This window comes from Bacillus sp. V2I10, assembly GCF_030817055.1.
In the GTDB taxonomy this organism is placed as follows: Bacteria; Bacillota; Bacilli; order Bacillales; family Bacillaceae; genus Bacillus_P.
This window is the reverse complement of record NZ_JAUSYV010000001.1, coordinates 4027864-4047213: the sequence shown is the minus strand read 5'-3', so window position 1 is coordinate 4047213 and position 19350 is coordinate 4027864. Positions and strand designations below refer to the sequence as shown.

Below are 19350 nucleotides of genomic sequence, written 5' to 3'. Positions count from 1 at the left end.
CACTTTTAAAGGGGGCTTTAAGATGGCAAAGGGGAATAACAGAAACTTATTGATTGCCGAACAACTATTGGAGCATCTTGGCGGAGCGGCTAACATTGCGACCTCCACGCATTGCATGACAAGACTTCGCGTCGCGCCGCAGGACCGTTCAAAGGTCAATATGGAAGCCATCAAGAAAACAAAAGGGGTTCTGGGTGTTGTAGAGGAAGAAACAATCCAAATCATCCTTGGCCCCGGTGCTGTAAATAAAGTTTCAGCAGAGTTTGAAAAACTGCTTGCAGCCTCTGATGATTTTGACCTGAAAGACGCAGCTTCCAAAAACAAATCAGAGATTGATAAAAAGAATGCAAAACCTTTTAAACTCTTTTTGAGAAGAATCGCAAGCATCTTCATTCCGCTGATTCCTGCCCTTGTAGCTTCAGGTTTGATAACCGGGATTACAAAAGCGATTGTTCAGGCAGGCTGGCTCGCAGCAGATTCACAATTAGCTATTATTCTAACCGTTATCGGATCTGGACTGTTTGCTTACCTTGGTATTTTAGTAGGAACGAACGCAGCTAAAGAATTCGGCGGTTCCCCAGCGCTTGGAGCACTGGCCGGTATCCTCGTCATCAACCCGGCTGTAGGCGACATTGCTTTATTTGGTGAAAACCTGCTTCCTGGACGCGGAGGGTTAATAGGGGTTTTATTCGCAGCCATCTTCATCGCGTTAGTTGAAAAACAAGTAAGAAAATTTGTTCCGCAATCTCTGGACATTATCATTACACCTACTATTGCGCTATTAATCACTGGTATCGTCACTTACATTGTATTCATGCCAGTCGGAGGATTTGTATCAGATACGATTACGAAAGGCTTACTCAGTGTGCTGGATCTTGGCGGAGTTGTTGCCGGATTTGTTCTTGGCGCAACGTTCCTTCCGTTAGTTGTAACCGGACTTCATCAAGGATTAACACCAGTTCACCTTGAGCTGATTAACTCTATTGGTGATGATCCATTGCTTCCAATCCTTGCTATGGGCGGAGCGGGTCAAGTAGGCGCAGCATTTGCTATCTACTTTAAAACGAAAAAGAAAAGCTTAAAGCGTGCAATCGGCGGTGGGCTTCCTTCAGGAATGCTCGGTATCGGCGAACCGTTAATCTTTGGTGTGACGCTTCCGCTTGGCCGTCCGTTCTTAACAGCATGTTTAGGCGCAGGTGTAGGGGGAGCTTTCCAGGCTCATTTTGATATCGCGACAATCGCAGTTGGCGTATCAGGCCTTCCGCTTACATTCTTAGTTCACACGAATCAAATTATTCTATACCTTGCTGGATTATTAATCTCATATGCAGCTGGATTTATATTCACTTACCTATTCGGATTTAAAGATGAAATGGCAGCTGAATTCAAGTGATCGGCATTTCATTTTATCTACAGGATCCTCATGCAGAAAAACAAATTGTTCATGCAGCACAATCAGGAGTGAAGCGGGCGTTTACCTCGCTTCACATCCCTGAAGAAAAAGGCATTCTCGTCCAGAGGATGTCTGAGCTTCTAAAGCTTGCACAGTCTCATGATATTGAGATTCATGCAGATGTCTCTTTAAAGACACTTGACCACCTTGGAATCAGCAGGTTCGAAGATTTATCATCGTACGGTATTAAAGGAATCCGGCTTGATGACGGGTTTGACTATGAAACAATTAAATCTTTATCACACGTTTTCTCTCTTTCACTTAATGCAAGCACGCTTACAGAAAAGGAGCTGCTGACTGTTCTTGGCAGCGGAATTAAATCAGACAGTCTTATTGCCTGGCACAATTTTTATCCTAGGCGTGAAACGGGACTTGACGAAGCATTTTTTCATCAGCAGAATCAGATTTTCAAAAAATACGGGATACCGATTGCTGCATTTATTCCGGGAACGGATGCAAAACGCGGACCGCTTTTTGACGGCCTGCCTACACTAGAAAAGCACAGGGGCGTAAACCCTTATGCTGCCGGCGTAGAAATGCTGCAGCATGTTGATGAAGTATTCATAGGGGATCCGGGCACAGAAAATGAGCTGCTCGAAAATCTTTCTATCTATGAAAATCAGAATATTCTTATAATAAGTGTCATCTCCAGTACTTTTAAAAGCGGAACATATCAATTTCGTCCTGACGTTTCAAGAGATGTATTCCGCCTTCAAGGTACACGCAGAACTTCAGAGGTAGAGCCTGAGAATACCATCGTACGACAAATAGGAATGATTACGATGGACAATGACGGATACGGGCGCTACAGGGGTGAAATTCAAATTTGCAGACGGGATTTGGAGGCAGACGAACGGGTAAATGTCATCGGACATGTTTTAGCAGAAGATCTGCCGCTGCTTAATCTGGTCCTGCCTGGTCAAAAAGTGAAACTGGTTGTTTCATAAGCGATTAAAATACGATTTCAAAGGGGAAACATGATGAAAAAATGGACAAGCTGTGCACTAACTTCTGTTCTTGCCATCTCATTACTTGTACCTTCTGCTTCTTTTGCAGAGCAAAATGAAAAAGCGTCGCCTCAAGCACATGTTCAGTATCCTGTATTAACAAAAGCAAAGAAGCCGGAGGAAGTCGGATTTTCCTCTGAAAAGCTTGAAAAAGTCGATCAGCTGATTGAAAAAGAAGTGGCCGCAGGGTTTCCGGGAGCTGCGCTGATTGTCATAAAAGACGGGAAAATTGTGAAAAATGAGAGCTACGGCTATAAACAGAAATTTGATGGACATACACCGCTTAAGAAATTTTTGAAAATGGAAAACGACACCTTGTTTGATCTTGCATCCAATACGAAAATGTATGCAGCGAATTTTGCCCTTCAGAAGCTAGCAAGCGAAGGAAAGATTGATATTCATGCAAAAGTTCAAGATTACATTCCTGAATTTAAAGACACAGAAGCAGATATGATTAAAGGAAAAGATACGATGCGCATTATCGATGTGCTTCATCACACTGCCGGATTTAAACCAGACCCACAGTACCATAACCCTGCGGTATCAAAAGAGCTTTATTCCCAGGAACGTGAAAAAACGATTGAAAACATTAATAAAACTCCGCTTACATATGAGCCTGGGACAAAAAATGTCTACAGTGACGTTGACTATATGCTGCTTGGGACCATTGTGGAAAAAATTACAGGACAAAAGCTGGATGAATATGTAGAAAACGAATTGTACAAGCCATTGAATTTAAAAGATACGGTGTTTAATCCGCTGCAAAAAGGCTTCAAGCCTAAGGAGATTGCGGCTACTGAGCTGTTAGGCAACACGCGTGACGGAGTGATTCATTTCCCGAACATCCGAACATACACGCTTCAAGGGGAAGTGCATGATGAAAAAGCGTTCTATTCAATGGAGGGTGTTTCCGGACATGCTGGCTTATTCTCGACAACCAGTGATCTCGCTGTTCTTCTGCAGGTCATGCTGAACGGCGGCGGCTACGGAAATGAAAAATTGTTTGATGAAGAAACGATAGAAGAATTCGTTGCACCATCTGAAAAGAATGCGACTTACGGTCTTGGCTGGAGATTAAACGGCAATGACAGCATGGACTGGATGTTCAGTAAATATGCAAGTGACAGTGCTTACGGCCATACAGGCTGGACAGGAACGGTGACAATCATTGATCCTGAACAGGATTTGGGAATCGTCCTGCTCACGAATAAAAAGCATTCGCCGCTCGTGAATCCTGCTGCTAACTCCAATCAATTTTTCGGAGATCTTTTCACAACAGGAAGCTACGGAAGTGTTGTAACAGCTATTTACGAAGCTTTAGAATCAAATTAATAAAAAGGGGATGGGAACATGTTTAAAAAGAAATGGGCAGCAGCCGCTTTGGCTGCAGTGCTTTCAGTTTCCGCTTTAGCAGGCATCAAACCTGCTAAATCATCAGCTGAAACAGATGTAAAAGCAATTGTTGAAGGCATGACGGTTGATGAAAAAGTGGGCCAGATGCTGATGCCGGATTTCCGCAACTGGCAAAAACAAGGGGAAAGCAAAGCTTCTGGCTTTACAGTAATGAATGATGAAGTGGGAAGCATCATTCAGAAATATCATTTAGGCGGCGTCATTCTATTTGCTGAAAACGTCGTTGGAACGGAGCAAACAGCCCGTTTGACAGATGGTCTGCAAAAAGCGAGCCCAGAACTTCCGCTTTTTATTACCATTGATCAGGAAGGCGGAATCGTAACACGCCTTCAAACCGGAACGAACCTGCCCGGCAATATGGCTCTCGGTGCAGCAAGAAGTGAAAAGTACGCCTATCAGACTGGCGAAATCATTGGAAAAGAATTATCGTCACTTGGCGTCAATGTAAACTTCGGTCCATCTGTAGATGTAAACAACAACCCTGGAAATCCTGTAATCGGAGTACGCTCATACAGCTCAAACCCTGAGCTTGTTTCTAAGCTTGGCATCCAAACAATTAAAGGACTCCAAAGCCAAAACATGGCTGCGACAACAAAGCATTTCCCGGGACATGGCGATACGGCAACTGACAGCCATTACGGTCTTCCGCTAGTTACACATGACAAGGAAAGATTGCGTTCTGTGGAGCTTGTGCCTTTCCAGAAAGCGATTGATGAAGGCGTGGATATGGTGATGACAGCCCACGTACAATTCCCTGCATTTGATGATACAACGTATATCAGCAAAAAAGACGGACAGGAAATTTTGGTTCCAGCCACTCTTTCCAAAAAAGTTCTGACAGGCTTGCTCCGCGAGGAAATGGGCTTTGAAGGTGTCATTGTCACAGATGCGCTGAACATGAAAGCAATCGCTGACAACTTTGGCCAGGAAGAAGCGGTTGTTTTAGCTTTAAAATCAGGTGTAGATATTGCGTTAATGCCTGCACAGGTCAACTCGCTTGAAATGGAAAAGAATTTAGCCTCTGTATTTAACGCAGTAAAAGAGGCCATTGAAACTGGTGACCTTCCGATTGAGCAGGTAAATGCTTCAGTTGAGAGAATCCTTGAACTTAAAGTCAAACGCGGAATTTTGACTCCTGATAACACACCGATCGACGAGAAAGTAGAAAATGCTCTGAACGTTGTTGGAAATCAGGATCATTTGAAAAAAGAAAAGAAAATGGCGGAGGATGCTGTTACTCTTTTGAAAAATGAAGACAAAACACTTCCTTTCAAACCAAAGAAAAATGATAAAGTCCTTGTGCTCGCTCCTTTTGCTGATCAAGTAGAAGCGATGACAAGAAGCATAAAAGAATTAAAGGGCAAGAAGAAAGATGTAGAAGTGACAGGCTATGCGTTCTCAAATAAATCATTTAATGATGAAGTAGCTGCGATGATTGATGAAGCGGACTATGTAATTACAGGCTCTTACGTTGTTAAAAATGATCCTGCTGTAAATGATGGAGTAATTGATGACAGTGTTCAGGACTCCAGTAAATGGGCAACGGCTTTCCCGAGAGCGGTTATGAAAGATGCTGAAGCCAAGAAAAAAGAATTTGTGTTAATGAGTTTGCGCAACCCATATGATGCAGCGAATTTTGAAGAAGCTAAAGCTGTGCTTGCAGTTTATGGATTTAAAGGCTATTCAAATGGAGCCTACAGACAGCCGAATATCCCGGCGGGCATTAAAACAATCTTTGGCGAATCAAAGCCACAAGGTAAATTGCCTGTAGATATTCCATCCGTTACTCAGCCAGATGAAATTCTTTATCCGTTTGGCCATGGACTCGATATTCGTTCAGGCAAGCAGCTTAAATAATCCGATTTGAAGGGGAGAGGTTTCATTGAAACGAATTCTTGTGCTGATAACGATTCTGATGCTTGCGCTAAGTGCTTTGCCTGCAGCAAAAGATGTTGCTGCCCATAAGGAAAAGAAAAAGAATAAAGTTACTCCTGGCGTTGAGGTCCTTTTAGATGATCAAAAAGAGCTCTTGAAAGGCAAAAAAGTGGGCTTAATTACGAATCCGACAGGCATTGACTCAGAACTGAACAGCATTGTGGACTTGCTGCACAATGATCCGGATATTGAACTGACAGCCTTATTCGGTCCGGAGCATGGGGTGCGCGGGGATGCTCAAGCCGGATCTTATGTTGAATTCTATATCGATGAAAAAACTGGCTTGCCTGTCTACAGCCTTTATGGACAGACAAAAAAACCAACACCTGAAATGCTTGAAAATGTAGAAGTACTTCTTTTTGATATCCTGGACGTAGGCACCCGGTACTATACGTACATTTACACAATGGCCTATGCGATGGAAGCGGCAAAAGAGAATAACATTCCGATCGTCGTACTTGACCGACCGAATCCGCAAGGGGGACTTTCAGTGGACGGACCTGTTCTTGAGCCTGAGGTCGCATCGTTTGTCGGGCTATATCCAATTCCTACAAAGCATGGAATGACTATAGGGGAGCTTGCCAATTTCTTTAATGAAGAGTTTGAAATTGGAGCAGACCTGACAGTTGTCAAAATGAAAGGCTGGAAGCGTTCCATGAATTACGACGATACAGGACTCCCATTTGTCCTGCCGTCGCCTAACATGCCAACTGTTTCAACAACATTTGTTTATCCGGCAACTGGTCTGATTGAAGGAACAAACCTGTCGGAAGGACGCGGAACAACCAAGCCGTTTGATCTAATCGGAGCACCATATATCAACAGCACAGACCTTGCAGCAGAACTGAACTCCCTCAGTCTTTCAGGCGTGAAATTCAGAGCTGCATCCTTTACACCGACATTCTCAAAACATGCCGGGAAACTTAGTCATGGCGTAGAGATTTATGTAACTGACCGCGAAGAATTTGATGCAATTCCAACAGGTCTTCACATCATCAAAACGATTCATGACATGTATCCAAATGACTTCCAATTTCTATCAAACAACTTCTTCGATAAATTGATCGGAAACGACTGGGTCAGACCAATGATCCTTGAAGGAGCTACTGTTACAGACATCATGAATCAGTACCAGAAAGAACAGGATGATTTTAAGGAGGTTAGGGAAGAGTATTTGATCTATAAGTGATTTTTGTAAAAAGGGTGAAATCATTGTGATTTCATTCTTTTTTTATTTTGTAATAAGAAAAGGAAGATTATATGAAAGCTGCAATTATTTAAGTGTTATAGCTTATAACTAACTATCCGGCTGGTTGTACGTATAAAGGGCTGAATAACGATTATTTTGGCTGTATCCGACATGTAGTTTGACCGTATAATCCTGAAAATCGACCGTAAATATTCAAAAATTGACTGATAAAATTGTGAATTTGAACGTATAATCTGTTTCAGCTAAATAGATACCATATTTAAAAGTAATATTTAATCAGTTACTAGTCCAGTACATCAGGTTTCTCTATATATATCAGTGGTTGTTCAGCTGAATATACGAAAAAAGAGCCAGGATCAAATTCCATGGCTCCTTTCTTATTGGTTTTATTTTTAAGCCGTAGCAGAAACCCGATCCTCTTCAGAATCTGATGCCTTACTCTCCCGCTCAAGCGGAGATTTTTTATGATATCTGCCAAGGATAGCAGTCATGACAAAGATTGCAACAGCGGAATAGACAATTTGCAGCGGTCCGAAGACAAGCAGTGCTGAACCGACAATCATTAAGTCAGTAATAAGCATGGTTTTTCCAGGGTTATATCCGAATTTCTTCTCAAGGAAAATGCAGAGAATGTTCATGCCGCCTAAGGATGATCCGTTTCTGAACAGGAAGATCAGTCCAATGCCGATGGAGATTCCTCCAAGGATGGCTGAGATGATCGGATGCGGAAAATGGACAATGAAAGATTGCTGCAGAAATTCTGAGGTGATGGACAAGATGCTGACGCTGATAAACGTCCGAAGGGCAAAGGCGATGCCTAGCTGGGTAACAGCGAGAGCATAGAATGGCAGATTGATAACAAAAAACAGGGTTCCAAATGAATAGGCTGTCAGATGCTGAGCTACGATGCCAAGACCGGCCGTTCCGCCTATCACCAATTCTGAGGATGATAGCAAGTGAACGCCGAGAGACACGGCAAAACAGCCAATTAAGATGCTGACCCAACGAATTACGTTTTGCATGTTTCCGGACGACTCCTTTTGTAGGTGATATCCTCAGTATACATGAAGAATTTAGGTATTCTTTTGTTATTGAAAAATGGAAATGTTATGAAAATTAGTTGGAAACCCTTTCATTTTTTGGTATTCTACCATTCCATTCCTTTATCCACCCTAAGAGGTGAAGGAAATGAAAAAATGTATCAGGTGGAATCTGTATTCTGAAGAAACGAATACAACGCTCAAGAAAAACTGCAAAATGTGCGGCAGAAGCTCGATTTTAAAAGAAACTCTTGTGCGCCGTCATAATGCGAATGGAGAATAGCTTGCTCTCCGGGCTTCCTCCGTCTTGATAAAGTTTTATCTGAGAGGCTCAACGGGTGAGCAGAAGAAGTAATGTGAAAAGAGTGAAGGATGGTTTGATCTTGATAAATAACAGTTTTGCAAGCCGAGTTCGAAGCTTCAGGATCATGACCAAATTTCAATTGTCCTTTAATGGAGAAAAAAACCGTTCATCTTAAACGGTTTTTAGTTTATCTTTATGGCAGATTGGGTATAGAGTAAAGTTTAAATGAACAAGTTAAGACAATCTTAGTTCATCAGAAAGGCTGGATGAGATAGATGACAGAAATGCTTTTAGGTTTGAGTACCCCGATTAAAAAGTATCGTAATTTTGATGAAGCTTCTGAAAGCATTTTAAAGATGCTGAGCCAGTTTATTGAGATTAATACATTGTTTATTGCAAAAAATGATAAGCATAAAAATGAGATTGTAAAGGTTTTGAATCAGGAATTGACTCTTTTGGAAGAAGGCTCCGAACTTCCTTTTAAAGAAACGTTCTGTAAATTGAGTGTGGAGAAGGGAAGAGAGGCACTGATCATTTCTGATTTAACCGTCAATGATTTGGCAAAAGATCTGGATGTAACAAAGAAACTGGGCGGGGGCTGTTTCATCGGAATTCCGATTTTCTATGAAAATGGTGAAAACTACGGAACGATTTGCGGTCTTGATACGAAGCCTTTTGCATTTACAGACAAGCATGTTGAGCTGTTCGAAACGATGGCATCATTGCTGTCGTACGTCCTTGAGCTTGATAATGCCAACAAAGAAATTATTCATCTGTCAGCCCCAATTGTTCCGATTACGCAGGGTGTGGCAATTCTGCCGATCATTGGCGATATCAGCGAATACCGTGCTGAAAAAATCATTCATACTGCACTTTCCGCAAGCACGGAATTATCTCTGCAATACTTAATTATTGATTTATCTGGTATTCTCCAAATGAACGACGACGTTAGTTTCCATTTGTTAAACCTTGTCCAGATGCTGAAGCTTATAGGTGTAACTCCTGCTCTGACAGGTATACGGCCGGACCTGGCGATGAAAGCTGTGCAGCTTAATTTAAATCTGTCGAATGTGATGATTGGCGGGAATCTGGAGGAAATCCTGCACCGCATAGGTTTTACACTGAACCGGAATGGATCATGAACTTCATAATAAAAAGAAAAAGCATGAAGGTTCACTTCATGCTTTTTTAGCTTTAATATAATCCGGAAAATCCGTTGTAATCCCGTCTAAATCAAGCTGCAGAAAGGCTTTTGCTGTTTTGCGGTCGCGAATGGTGTAGGGAATGATTTTCATATCGTGCTCATGAATACGCGCTATTAGTTTTTTTGAGACCAGCCTTTTGTTTGGATTTACATAGTTTGCATAGGTTTTGTATTCATCGAGCTGTGCGTTTGATATTCCTTTTGGCGTGAATTTTACGAGAACACCAATCGGAATGGCTGGAGCGATTTCATGAAAATGTTTCATCGAATTGGTATCAAATGATTGGACAATGATTTTCGCCCGGTTTTCGATAAGTCCTCTGCTTGATAATGCATCGTATACTTTCTGTTCAATCCCGGGATACCTTGCCGGACTTTTCAGCTCAATTAGCAGCCCGCATTTATCAATATAGTGGTCGAGGACCTCTTCAAAGGCTGGAATTTTTTGTCCAGTAAACGAATCGTGGAACCAGCTTCCGGCATCAAGATTCCGGAGTTGTTGATACGTAAGATCCCGCACGTTTCCCTTCCCATTTGTAGTTCTTTCAACTGAGTCATCGTGGATGACCATCAAACGGCCATCTTTACTCATTTGCAGGTCAATTTCTATAAAATCAGCTTTCATCTCGATCGCTTTATCGAATGACGCAATTGTATTTTCCGGTGCATACCCTGATGCCCCTCTATGAGCAACAGTCAGCATAGAGCGTGCTGCTCCTTTTTGAGGGGCTGCTCTTCTAATTATATAAACAGCTATCAATAAACAAAGAACGATGACAATGATGATGGTTTCCATAGATATACACCCCCGGTCAGCTTGTCTTTTCATAGTACCCCAGTTTTTGAATCATTGCCAACAGGAAGATAGAATCATACTTATTCTGTGATATACTTCAGTAAAAACGGTGTCAGGGAGGCAGTTATGGAGAAAGAAAAAATTCTGATTGTAGAAGATGAAGTGAAAATTGCCAGAGTACTGAAGCTTGAACTGGAATTTGAAGGGTATTCGGTCCATACCGTCCATGATGGTCTGGGTGCGCTTGAACAAATTCGTTCCTCTTCCTGGAATTTAATCCTCCTAGATGTAATGCTCCCTGGTCTGACAGGCATAGAGGTGCTAAGGAGGCTTCGTGCTAATGATCAGGAAACGCCTGTCATTCTTTTGACAGCCCGCGATTCGATTCCTGATAAAGTAAGCGGCCTTGATCAGGGAGCAAATGATTACATAACAAAACCTTTTCAAATAGAAGAACTGCTTGCAAGAATCAGGGTTTGCCTGCGGACGAGCAAACCAATGCGTTTAGCAGCTGAAGAAGGCATATTGAAGGCTGCCGATCTTACTGTGAATGAAAAAACAAGAGACGTAAGGCGCGGGGAAGCAGAAATCGAATTAACGCCGCGGGAATTTGATTTGCTTGTTTATTTACTAGGCCATAAAAATCAGGTACTGAACCGGGAGCAGATCCTAAACGGAGTGTGGGGATTCGACTACTATGGCGATACAAATGTGGTTGATGTGTATATCCGTTATTTACGGAAAAAAATAGACAGCGAGTTTGATTTTGCGCTTATCCACACAGTCAGAGGTGTTGGATATTCGCTCAAGGAGCCTTCTTCATGAAAATCAACCATAAAATTCAGCTGTTTTCAACTGTCTGGATGCTGATCATCGTTCTTGCAATCAATGCTGCCATCTATTTTCTGTTTTTAACGATTGCCCAAAACAGCGAGCTTGACCGTTTAAAGCTTCAGGCGGAAGCGATCGCAGGAGCCATCAGACAGGATGAAAAGCAGCCGGTGAACTCATCAGACCTCTTAAGAGCTTATTTGCCTGCTGATGGCATGATCCGGATTATTAATGATCAATCAAAAGAGATTTTAGCTGTTTCAAAAAACGCAGATTATCGAAACATCCTTTCTCCGGAATTTCGTTCATCCGAAAGCAGTGAAGTCGTAAATGCGGAAGGACTTTCTTTTGCAAAGGCAGCTGTCCCCGTTATTTGGAGTGATGGAAGAGTGGTTCAGCTTGAAGTAACCGAAAACCTTGAGAATGTGAATGAAAATATGGATGTCTTGAAAATCGTTCTGTCCATAGCATCGCTCCTGGTTCTGCTGCCGTCCTTTTTTGCAGGCAGAATGCTGAGCAAAATGATCTTAAAGCCGATTAACTCTTTGATTGGCACGATGGAGGAAATTGAGAAAAAGGAAACCTTTAAGAAACTTGAGGTTAGCGGAAAATCTAAGGATGAACTGCATCAAATGACAAATACGTTCAATAAGATGATTGACCTTCTTCAGACAAATTTTGAAAAGCAGCAGCAGTTCATTTCAGATGCTTCGCATGAACTTAAAACCCCATTGACCGTCATTGAAAGCTATGCAAAATTGCTGAAACGCTGGGGCACAACAAAACCTGAAGTCATGGAAGAATCAATTGAAGCCATTTACTCTGAAGCAGTGAGGATGAAAGAAATGACGGCGCAGCTTCTTCAGCTTGCGGAAAATGATTCCCGTTTGCAGCTGAACGTGGAAAAGATGGATCTTGTATCTCTTTGTAAGCAGTCAGGACAGACCATTGAACAGGTTTACAAACGGCATATTGACTTTTATTTTGATCAAAAAGAGCTGTTTATCTTTGCAGACGAGCTTAAAATGAAGCAGCTTCTGTTCATTTTGTTTGATAATGCGATGAAGTACAGTTCGAAGAGCATCATATGTACGGCTAAAAAAGAGAAGGAGAAAGTGCACCTCTCAATTAAAGACCGGGGCATTGGAATTCCGGAAGAGGATTTAGAGCATGTTTTTGACCGTTTCTTTAGAGTGGATAAAGCACGGAACAGAGAAACAGGAGGGACAGGACTTGGTCTTTCCATCGCGAAAAAAATTGTTCTGGCTCATGGGGGCGAGATTTCAATTGAAAGCACAGAGGGTGAAGGGACAATTGTTCATCTTTTTTTAATAGCCAATCCTTCTCATGAAGTTTTAATCTTGAAAGGCTAAGATGATTTCATGGATACGAAATAGGAGGAAATCATGAACAGAAAATGGATCATCATCACCGTGCTTGTGATTATAGGTGTTATTGGAATCATCGGAATTGCATCTGTCATGAAGGGTGACGTGAAAGTAACGGAGGCAGAGGCCCGGAATCTTGTTGAAGCTCATTATACGGGAACAATTATCGAAATGACTTTATTGAGGTCAGATGGCAAAGACGTCTATCACGTGCAATTAGAAGAAAAGACGGGGCTATATTCTCTCGAAGTTGATGCAGAGACAGGGAATATTCAAAATCTGCAGCAGGAGAAGAAAACAGACTCTGAAAAGGAAGAAAATCCTGCCATTTCGGAAGCGGAAGCGAAAAAGATTGCAGAAGAAATTTACCGCGGGAACGTTCAGGCGCTTACATTGCAAAGAAAGATTTACAGCATCACAGTGCTGACAAAAACAGAACAAATTAAACTTGAAATGAATGCTGACACCGGTAAAATAACTTCAGAGGACAAAAGCAGCATTGAGAAAAACACACAGCATGTAAAACTGACAGAAGAGCAGGCGAAAAAAATCGCATTAGCTGAAGTGAACGGAAAAATAGAAGATATTGACCTTGAAGAAGAGGATGACAGTGTTTTCTATGAAGTAGAAATAGAATCGGGACAGCAGGAAGCTACCATTCAAATTGACGCGTTTACAGGTAAGGTTCTGTCTGTAGCGATTGAAAATGAAGAAGACTGAACACACCTTTTGATTATCTCAGAAGGTGTTTTTTATTTGATCAGACAGGTCCTGAGACAGGGCTAAATGATAAGTTTTTCATGATTTTCTCATCGTTTTCTAATGTTTCTATCTCTTTTTTATCATTTTAGAAGTCTAAGATAAGGATGTAGAGAAAAACAAGGAGGAATAAAACATGAAATTAACAACAGCATTATTAACAGGTGCACTTGTCATTGGAGGAATTGGCGCAGGATCACAGTTTATCGGACCGAATGACCGTGCCCAGGCAGAAAAAAAGGCAGAAGAGCAAAATCTGAAAGTCAGCTATGATCAGGCAAAAGAAATCGTCCTGAAAGAACAAAAAGGCAGCATTTCAGAAATGGAGCTTGAGCGTGAATTAGGTGTCTGGGTATATGACATCGAAGTGAAGTCGGGCGGTAAAGACTATGATTATCGCGTAAATGCAGACTCAGGAGAAATCACGAAAAAGAAACAGGACGATGCCCGGCAGGATGACGACATGGATGATTCAAACGTTGATTCAAAACAGGTGAAAATCAGTTTGGAAGAAGCTACGAAAATCGCTTTAAATGAGGCAAAAGGAACGGTTGAAGAAGCTGAGCTTGAGGATGAAGACGGAGAGGCTGTTTACAGCTTTGAAATAAAGGGTGAAAACGGCAAAGAAGCAGAAGTTGAAATTTCAGCAGAAACCGGGAACGTTCTGAAAACAGAATGGGAAGATGAAGATTAACAGCATAAACCCTCAAATGTACTTAGGGCATTTGAGGGTTTTTTATGAAACTCCACTCTTGTCCTAGGTCAATTCCAAGGAATCTACATATTTTGATAAGGAAAGTGACTAAAAGATGAAAGGGAGGAAGAGCAATGTCTGGTGGATTTAACAATAGCTTCGCGCTAATTGTCGTATTATTTATTCTTTTAATCATCGTAGGAACTTCATTCTTCGGCGGTAACGGCGGCTATTAATAATAGCAGGGAGCAGCTGATGTTAAATCAGCGGCTCCTTTTTACATAAAACCCATCAGGGCACTTGTTGATTTTTGACAAAATGTGCGCAGCTTGGACAAAACGCACATGCGAAATAATAGAATGATGAATAGAATGCCTTATGAGAAAGATGCTTTTCTCATAAGCCTCATGTTTGTAAGACACCTCTTCCTGCTTGCGCATGCTGAATCAGCATGCGATCTTTTTTTGCCGACAACATGCAAAAAATATACCTTCATAGTCAAAATACAGTTTCATTCACTTTGAATGAATAAAACGCCTGGGTAACATCCAGGCGTTTAAGATCTAGTCAGAATGTCTGATCTTTTTTATCCATTTCTCTTTGTTGACTAACGGCAAGCTGATCGATGCTTTGTTTAATATTCCCTTTACCTGAGTAATTTTCAATCAGCTCTTTCATATCAATGCCAGAGGAAGCTTTCAGGCTTTCCTGAAGGGAGCTCATCAGATTTGTTGCATAACTTGTGACTTTGTTGGCACTGCTGTTTTCACCGCTGCCCCCAGTGTCGACGACCGTGATTTTATCTATATTGGACAGCGGAGCTGCTACTTGCTTCGCATATTCAGGCAGCATTTTCACAATCATGTCCAAAATCGCAGCCTGACCGTATTGCTCAAAGGCCTCTGCAATTTTTTCTTTGGCGACAGCCTCAGCGATCCCTTTCAGGCGGATCATTTCAGCTTCTGTTTCCCCCTGAGCGCGCTGTGCTTCTGCTTTGGCTAATCCATCCATGCGGATTCGTTCAGCTTCGGCCCTTGCGAGTGCCTCAATCCGGTATTGATTGGCATCGGCATCTGCAAGCTGTTTTGCTTTTTCAGCAGCAGCAGCCTGCTCGACGGAATATCGGTCTGCGTCTGCTTTTTTCTTTACTTCTGAATCATACTGAAGCTCGCGGCGCAGAATTTCTCTTTCTTCGAGTTCAATTTGCTTCTCTCGCTCAATGATTTTAACCTGCATTTCCTGCTCGGTTACTTGCTGCCTTGCTTTTGCGGTTTCAAGGTCATAGGCCTGGTCGGCACTCGCTTTTGCCGTATCCTGATCTCTGCGGTACTCAGCCATTTTAAGCTGATTAAGCTTCTCCGCTTCAGCAATTTCCGTTGCACGTTCAAGTTCTGATTTTTTCGCTTCTTTTGCTGCTTCTGCCCGTTTAATGCGGGTTTCTTTTTCTGCCTCAGCTGTTGCAATGTCAGCATCGCGCTTCACTTGTGCAATTCTCGGCTTTCCTAAAGAATCGAGGTATCCATTTTTATCACGGACATCCTTAATGGTAAATGAAACGATGACTAGACCCATCTTCGCGAGATCCTGTGAGGCAACACGCTGTACTTCCTGAGAAAACTTTTCACGGTTTTTGTAGATTTCCTCAACAGTCATCGAGCCGAGAATAGAACGGAGGTGGCCTTCTAAAACCTCACGTGCTTCCTGCTCGCGGTCTGTTTTAGATTTCCCGAGAAATTGTTCGGCAGCTGTTGCAATCTCTCCGATGGAACCCCCGATTTTAATAATCGCCGTACCATCTGCCATGACGGGAACACCCTGCTCGGTGTAAACCTCAGGTGTGGAAACGTCAAGCTTGCTTGAAAGCAGGCTCAAAGGTTCTGCTTGCTGAAAGACAGGCAATACGAACGTTCCGCCGCCGCGGACGATTTTGATTTTGTTGCTGTTTTCATCTGTATGAACGTTTTTGCTTCCGAGATAGCTTCCTGTTACAATGAGTGCTTCATCTGGTCCTGCTGTCCGGTATTTCGTCACAAATACCGCAATTAAAGCAATTAGAATAAAAAAGACAATACCTAAAACAATAATGATTGGCATGGTCATAGTGTGTCCCCCTTTAGTGTTTCTTCAAATGGCTGATACGATGTGACAGATACGACGCTGTTTTTGCTTTCAATGACTAAAATCTTTGTTCCGCTTGGGATAGGGATGTTATCAAAGCTTGCGGCAATTTTAGAAATAGAGCCGACACTGCTTGAGAGCAGCACTTCCCCGAATCCATCCACGGGAATGGACGTAATAACAAGGCCTACACGTCCCTTGAGATCGGATTCATGATATGAAAGGGATTCTTCCGCTGAGGATAGCGGTACTAGTACAAAGATATGAAGCAGGGTAACTAAAATTACTGAACTGAAGATGGAAATGAATACGGAAAGAAACGCTGAAAACAGAGCGGTCATTTCAAGAATGAATCCGCATGCAAAAAAGAATGTCAAAAATGCGAGGACAAGCGTCGGACTTAAAAACGGTATTCCTCCGGTGATGCCTTCTATTGCATCTCCAAAACACACAAACAGCAAGGTCAAGCTTCCGGCAATGATTAGTCCGATTAAATAAATCGTCTCAATCGGATAACCAAACATGTCTATCACCCTCTATCTTATTTCTTTTGGAAAATCCTCCTTTATTTGGGTCTTGCTTACTTATACGATCTAATAGGCGGAAAGTTTCATCTTTTTGGAAAAATTGAATAATTGTCATTTCTTTTTTCAATGATAGAATTTAAGAAAACGATCAGCAGGTGAACCGGGAATGAATGAAAAACTCGCAAAAGAAATTGTAGCAAGAACGATGTCCATTATTCCCTACAACGTCAATGTAATGGATAAGGATGGAATCTTAATAGGCTCAGGTGACCAAACGAGGCTTGGGGATGAACATCATGGAGCGCTGAAGGTTCTGCAGACAGGTGAAAAAGTAGTATTTACTGAGAAGGACAGCAGGACTTATCCGAGAACAAAGCAGGGAGTCAATTTGCCGATCTTTTTTCATCAGGAATTAATCGGCGTCATCGGCATAACAGGAGATCCTGAAGTTGTGGCTCCGTTTGGCGAACTTGTAAAAATGGCGGCTGAGCTCACAATCGAACAAGCCTATTTATCGGATCAGATGCGCTGGAATGAAACATTGAAGCAGGAAACACTGATTCAGCTCCTAAAAGGAGAAAAGCAGCAAACAAACGAGTTTACGGAACGGGCAGAACGGTTGAATCTAAACCTCTTTGTTGAACGGCAGGCTGTTCTTTTTCACCTTCCCGAACAAATCTCTCTAAAGCAAAGACAGCTTTTTATGAGAGAATTGGAGCAAAAATCAGGCACGAATGATTTAATCGTATCGACTTCGGCTGCTGAAATTATATGGTTAAAAGAAAGCAAAACCCTGCAACAATCTGTTTTCCCGGAAGAAATGAATGAGATGCTGAAAAGTATGGACCTTGGCATTTACGGTGCCCTCGGTTATCAATATGACGGATTTTATGGTGTATCCATGTCTTATGAGAGCGCAAAAGAAACCTTGGATGCAGCAAAAAAACATTCTGCCGTGGATTTTTTCTATAAATATACGGACTGGGCACTATCCGTTTTGCTCCGAGATAAGAAAGATGAAAAAAAGCATGAGCTGTTTAAACATACTATGGATATTTTTCAGCAGTCAGACCGAAACGGAGAACTGCTGCATACCTTAAGAGCTTTCATTCAGTTTGACGGGGACATGAATAAAACAGCTGAGAAGCTTTTTATCCACAGAAATACACTCAGGTACCGACTAGATAAAATAGAGGAGATAACCTCTTATAATCCGCGGAAAACGCTGGATTTAATGACCCTTTATGCGGCAATGCTGGTCACTTAAGTTGTGCATTCGCACAAGTGGGTCCGGTGATTGCTTTCTTTTTTTGTCAGTTTGGACAATGATTCCTCTTGCGGTAAGCGGTTACAATTAAAGCATTAGAACCACTTATAAGGGGGAAAACAAATTGGATATTCAAGTAAGCGCTTTCGGAGCGGTGTGCGCATTGATTGTTGCCATCTTCCTCATCTTAAAGAAAGTTCCTCCAGCATACGGCATGATGGCAGGGGCGCTTGCAGGGGGCCTGATTGGCGGAGTCAATCTGACGGAGACCATTGAATTGATGATCACAGGCGCAAAGGATATCACACCGGCTGTTCTTAGAATTTTAGCAGCAGGTGTTCTTGCAGGAGTGCTGATTGAATCAGGTTCTGCTTCAGTGATAGCAGATACAATCATTAAGAAAATAGGCGAGAAGCGCTCACTGCTTGCACTTGTTATTGCGACAATGCTTTTAACAATGGTTGGTGTTTTTATTGATGTAGCGGTTATTACGGTTGCGCCAATCGCACTTGCCATTGCAAAAAGAGCAAAGCTTTCAAAGCCTGCTATTTTGCTTGCGATGATCGGAGGAGGGAAGGCGGGAAACATCATGTCGCCTAATCCAAATACGATTGCGGCAGCAGATGCATTTGACGTGCCGCTTACATCCGTGATGGCAGCAGGTTTGATTCCTGCAGTCTTTGGAGTCTTAGTGACATATATTCTGGCTAAAAGAATGGTTTTAAAAGGTGAACAGGTGAAAGCAGAAGAAATTACTGCTCAAGATGGAGCCAATCTGCCTTCGTTTGCAGCAGCAATCAGCGGACCAGCAGCGGCTATCCTCTTGCTTTCACTCAGACCGGTATTTGACGTTGCCATCGATCCTATTATTGCTTTGCCTCTTGGCGGTATCATCGGAGCAATTGCGACAAAAAACATCCTCCGATTGACAGATTTTGCAGCGTCTGGCCTTTTGAAAATGTCTGGTGTTGCAATCATGCTCATCGGAACAGGGACTCTTGCCGGAATTATTGCGAATTCAGGTCTGAAGGATGTCATTGTATCATGTCTGAATGCATCTGGCTTGCCAGCATATATTCTTGCTCCGGCATCAGGTATGTTAATGTCGATGGCAACTGCCTCGACAACAGCGGGTACAGCGGTAGCTAGCAGTGTCTTTTCACCGGCTATTATGGAAATCGGCATCTCCGGACTAGCAGGAGCAGCCATGGTCCATGCGGGTGCTACTGTACTTGACCATCTCCCTCACGGAAGCTTCTTTCATGCAACAGGAGGCAGTGTTTTTATGGGGATGAAAGAAAGAATGAAGCTGATCCCCTATGAATCTCTGGTCGGATTCACGCTTGCGGTAATCTCTACTTTAATATTTGGCGTATTTAAACTGTTAGGATAGGAGCTGAGAGA

The 19350-nt window shown here is 42.4% G+C and carries 18 protein-coding genes; 14 read left to right on the top strand and 4 right to left on the bottom strand.

Annotation, left to right across the window (positions count from 1 at the left end):
- Nucleotides 1–22: 22 nt before the first annotated feature.
- Genes QFZ72_RS20520 through QFZ72_RS20500 form a run of 5 tightly spaced genes read left to right on the top strand, consistent with a single transcriptional unit; the run spans nt 23 to nt 6997 of the window.
- Complete coding sequence (locus QFZ72_RS20520; protein ID WP_307437109.1) at nt 23–1393, top strand: PTS transporter subunit EIIC; 1371 nt, start codon at nt 23–25, stop codon at nt 1391–1393.
- Complete coding sequence (locus QFZ72_RS20515) at nt 1390–2400, top strand: MupG family TIM beta-alpha barrel fold protein (protein ID WP_307437107.1); 1011 nt, start codon at nt 1390–1392, stop codon at nt 2398–2400. The genes QFZ72_RS20520 and QFZ72_RS20515 overlap by 4 nt, the downstream gene beginning before the upstream one ends.
- Before the next feature lie 33 nt (nt 2401–2433).
- On the top strand, nt 2434–3792 hold the full coding sequence (pbp4b, locus tag QFZ72_RS20510; protein WP_307437104.1) for a penicillin binding protein PBP4B: 1359 nt from the start codon (nt 2434–2436) through the stop codon (nt 3790–3792).
- Between the two features lie 18 nt (nt 3793–3810).
- Entirely contained in the window at nt 3811–5730 is a 1920-nt protein-coding gene (locus QFZ72_RS20505) for a glycoside hydrolase family 3 protein (RefSeq protein WP_307437101.1), read from the top strand.
- Nucleotides 5731–5788: 58 nt separating this feature from the next.
- Nucleotides 5789–6997: an exo-beta-N-acetylmuramidase NamZ family protein gene (locus QFZ72_RS20500; protein WP_307439886.1), complete on the top strand. Its 1209-nt coding sequence runs from the start codon at nt 5789–5791 to the stop codon at nt 6995–6997.
- Between the two features lie 413 nt (nt 6998–7410).
- On the opposite strand, the gene QFZ72_RS20495 is transcribed toward QFZ72_RS20500, so the two are convergent.
- Nucleotides 7411–8040 (bottom strand): YitT family protein, encoded by a 630-nt coding sequence (locus QFZ72_RS20495; protein WP_307437099.1) that lies wholly within the window; start codon nt 8038–8040, stop codon nt 7411–7413.
- A 166-nt stretch (nt 8041–8206) separates the two neighbouring features.
- Between QFZ72_RS20495 and QFZ72_RS20490 the strand changes: the two genes are divergently transcribed.
- A complete protein-coding gene (locus tag QFZ72_RS20490; protein ID WP_307437095.1) occupies nt 8207–8341 on the top strand; it encodes a hypothetical protein in 135 nt (44 codons plus the stop codon).
- A gap of 296 nt (nt 8342–8637) precedes the next feature.
- Entirely contained in the window at nt 8638–9504 is an 867-nt protein-coding gene (locus tag QFZ72_RS20485; protein ID WP_307437092.1) for an STAS domain-containing protein, read from the top strand.
- A 36-nt stretch (nt 9505–9540) separates the two neighbouring features.
- Here the strand turns inward: QFZ72_RS20485 and QFZ72_RS20480 are convergent, their stop codons facing one another.
- Nucleotides 9541–10362, bottom strand: coding sequence for a glycerophosphodiester phosphodiesterase (locus tag QFZ72_RS20480; RefSeq protein WP_307437090.1), 822 nt, complete (start codon nt 10360–10362; stop codon nt 9541–9543).
- Between the two features lie 126 nt (nt 10363–10488).
- Here QFZ72_RS20480 and QFZ72_RS20475 point away from each other — a divergent pair, with 126 nt between their 5' ends.
- The 5 genes from QFZ72_RS20475 (at nt 10489) to QFZ72_RS20455 (ending at nt 14270) form a co-directional block, all read left to right on the top strand.
- Complete coding sequence (locus QFZ72_RS20475) at nt 10489–11187, top strand: response regulator transcription factor (protein WP_307437087.1); 699 nt, start codon at nt 10489–10491, stop codon at nt 11185–11187.
- Nucleotides 11184–12566: a sensor histidine kinase gene (locus tag QFZ72_RS20470; RefSeq protein WP_307437084.1), complete on the top strand. Its 1383-nt coding sequence runs from the start codon at nt 11184–11186 to the stop codon at nt 12564–12566. Before QFZ72_RS20475 ends, QFZ72_RS20470 begins: the two co-directional genes overlap by 4 nt.
- 33 nt (nt 12567–12599) lie before the next feature.
- Nucleotides 12600–13301 (top strand): PepSY domain-containing protein, encoded by a 702-nt coding sequence (locus QFZ72_RS20465; RefSeq protein WP_307437081.1) that lies wholly within the window; start codon nt 12600–12602, stop codon nt 13299–13301.
- Nucleotides 13302–13476: 175 nt separating this feature from the next.
- Nucleotides 13477–14034, top strand: coding sequence for a PepSY domain-containing protein (locus QFZ72_RS20460; protein ID WP_307437079.1), 558 nt, complete (start codon nt 13477–13479; stop codon nt 14032–14034).
- A gap of 134 nt (nt 14035–14168) precedes the next feature.
- Entirely contained in the window at nt 14169–14270 is a 102-nt protein-coding gene (locus tag QFZ72_RS20455; protein ID WP_307437076.1) for a YjcZ family sporulation protein, read from the top strand.
- Nucleotides 14271–14601: 331 nt separating this feature from the next.
- Here the strand turns inward: QFZ72_RS20455 and QFZ72_RS20450 are convergent, their stop codons facing one another.
- Nucleotides 14602–16134, bottom strand: coding sequence for a flotillin lipid rafts scaffold protein FloT (locus QFZ72_RS20450; RefSeq protein WP_307437074.1), 1533 nt, complete (start codon nt 16132–16134; stop codon nt 14602–14604).
- Nucleotides 16131–16682 (bottom strand): NfeD family membrane protein, encoded by a 552-nt coding sequence (locus QFZ72_RS20445; protein ID WP_307439884.1) that lies wholly within the window; start codon nt 16680–16682, stop codon nt 16131–16133. The genes QFZ72_RS20450 and QFZ72_RS20445 overlap by 4 nt, the downstream gene beginning before the upstream one ends.
- 163 nt (nt 16683–16845) lie before the next feature.
- Between QFZ72_RS20445 and QFZ72_RS20440 the strand changes: the two genes are divergently transcribed.
- A complete protein-coding gene (locus QFZ72_RS20440; protein ID WP_307437071.1) occupies nt 16846–17946 on the top strand; it encodes a CdaR family transcriptional regulator in 1101 nt (366 codons plus the stop codon).
- 124 nt (nt 17947–18070) lie between these two features.
- Complete coding sequence (locus QFZ72_RS20435; protein WP_307437069.1) at nt 18071–19339, top strand: GntP family permease; 1269 nt, start codon at nt 18071–18073, stop codon at nt 19337–19339.
- Nucleotides 19340–19350 lie beyond the last annotated feature (11 nt).

Excerpts from the sequence above, each read along its gene's own strand:
- QFZ72_RS20485 (WP_307437092.1), top strand. The coding sequence starts at position 8,638 with ATGACAGAAATGCTTTTAGGTTTGAGTACCCCGATTAAAAAGTATCGT.
- QFZ72_RS20475 (WP_307437087.1), top strand. The coding sequence starts at position 10,489 with ATGGAGAAAGAAAAAATTCTGATTGTAGAAGATGAAGTGAAAATTGCC.
- QFZ72_RS20520 (WP_307437109.1), top strand. The coding sequence starts at position 23 with ATGGCAAAGGGGAATAACAGAAACTTATTGATTGCCGAACAACTATTG.
- QFZ72_RS20490 (WP_307437095.1), top strand. The coding sequence starts at position 8,207 with ATGAAAAAATGTATCAGGTGGAATCTGTATTCTGAAGAAACGAATACA.
- QFZ72_RS20465 (WP_307437081.1), top strand. The coding sequence starts at position 12,600 with ATGAACAGAAAATGGATCATCATCACCGTGCTTGTGATTATAGGTGTT.
- pbp4b (WP_307437104.1), top strand. The coding sequence starts at position 2,434 with ATGAAAAAATGGACAAGCTGTGCACTAACTTCTGTTCTTGCCATCTCA.
- QFZ72_RS20450 (WP_307437074.1), bottom strand. The coding sequence starts at position 16,134 with ATGACCATGCCAATCATTATTGTTTTAGGTATTGTCTTTTTTATTCTA.
- QFZ72_RS20460 (WP_307437079.1), top strand. The coding sequence starts at position 13,477 with ATGAAATTAACAACAGCATTATTAACAGGTGCACTTGTCATTGGAGGA.
- QFZ72_RS20495 (WP_307437099.1), bottom strand. The coding sequence starts at position 8,040 with ATGCAAAACGTAATTCGTTGGGTCAGCATCTTAATTGGCTGTTTTGCC.
- QFZ72_RS20480 (WP_307437090.1), bottom strand. The coding sequence starts at position 10,362 with ATGGAAACCATCATCATTGTCATCGTTCTTTGTTTATTGATAGCTGTT.
- QFZ72_RS20470 (WP_307437084.1), top strand. The coding sequence starts at position 11,184 with ATGAAAATCAACCATAAAATTCAGCTGTTTTCAACTGTCTGGATGCTG.
- QFZ72_RS20505 (WP_307437101.1), top strand. The coding sequence starts at position 3,811 with ATGTTTAAAAAGAAATGGGCAGCAGCCGCTTTGGCTGCAGTGCTTTCA.
- QFZ72_RS20440 (WP_307437071.1), top strand. The coding sequence starts at position 16,846 with ATGAATGAAAAACTCGCAAAAGAAATTGTAGCAAGAACGATGTCCATT.
- QFZ72_RS20500 (WP_307439886.1), top strand. The coding sequence starts at position 5,789 with ATGCTTGCGCTAAGTGCTTTGCCTGCAGCAAAAGATGTTGCTGCCCAT.
- QFZ72_RS20455 (WP_307437076.1), top strand. The coding sequence starts at position 14,169 with ATGTCTGGTGGATTTAACAATAGCTTCGCGCTAATTGTCGTATTATTT.